We start from the raw sequence: 775 nt of genomic DNA on the forward strand, positions 1-775 counted from the left end.
AACAAAATAGGCTAATCAATGGTATGTACATTTGATTAGCCTATTTTAACTGTTTTGAAAAAATTAGTTGTCAAACTGTGCAAGTTTTAACAAAGTGCGAACCATTTGGCAGGTAAATCCATATTCATTGTCATACCAAGCAACGGTTTTGACCAGCTGTGAATTGCCTGCAGAAACAACTTCGGTTTGAGTGGGATCAAATATTGAACCAAATGTTGTGTTAATTACATCACTGGATACAATTTGATCTTTATTCCAACCAAAGCTCTCATTATTTTTTGTATAGGGCTTGACGCGTTCATTAATTTCATCAACTGTTAAGTGAGAGATTTTAAGGATAGTCACAAGTTCGGTTAACGAACCATCGGTCACTGGAACTCGTTGGGCGTGTCCTTGAAGTCTGCCATTAAGATGGGGCAAAACTAATCCGATTGCCATAGCAGCTCCTGAAGAATGTGGAATTGTGTTTTTGGCGGCTGCCCGTGCTGCTCGTAGATTGCCACCGCGAACAGGACCATCTAACAACATTTGAGTTGAGGTATAGGCATGGACCGTTGTCATCGTGCCAGCGACTACGCCAAATTCTTTATCTAGCGCATCGGCCATGGGTGCTAAACAGTTGGTGGTACAAGAACCAGCAGAAATAATTTGATCATTAGAGTTTAAAATGTTGTCATTTGTACGATAAACAATTGTTTTTATGTCTGTACCAGCAGGCGCAGAAATTAAAACCCGTTTAACTCCTGCGCGTAAATGCGCTTGAGCTTTTTTTAAA

At 40.1% G+C, this 775-nt stretch carries 1 protein-coding gene; it reads right to left on the reverse strand.

Features of this window, described 5'->3' with window-relative positions; genetic code table 11:
* Positions 1–63: 63 nt before the first annotated feature.
* On the reverse strand, positions 64–775 hold a 712-nt coding region (locus PPA04_RS09505; protein WP_147206829.1), incomplete at its 5' end, for a type I glyceraldehyde-3-phosphate dehydrogenase.

Origin of the sequence: Pediococcus parvulus (genome assembly GCF_007990205.1) — a bacterium.
In the GTDB taxonomy this organism is placed as follows: Bacteria; Bacillota; Bacilli; order Lactobacillales; family Lactobacillaceae; genus Pediococcus; species Pediococcus parvulus.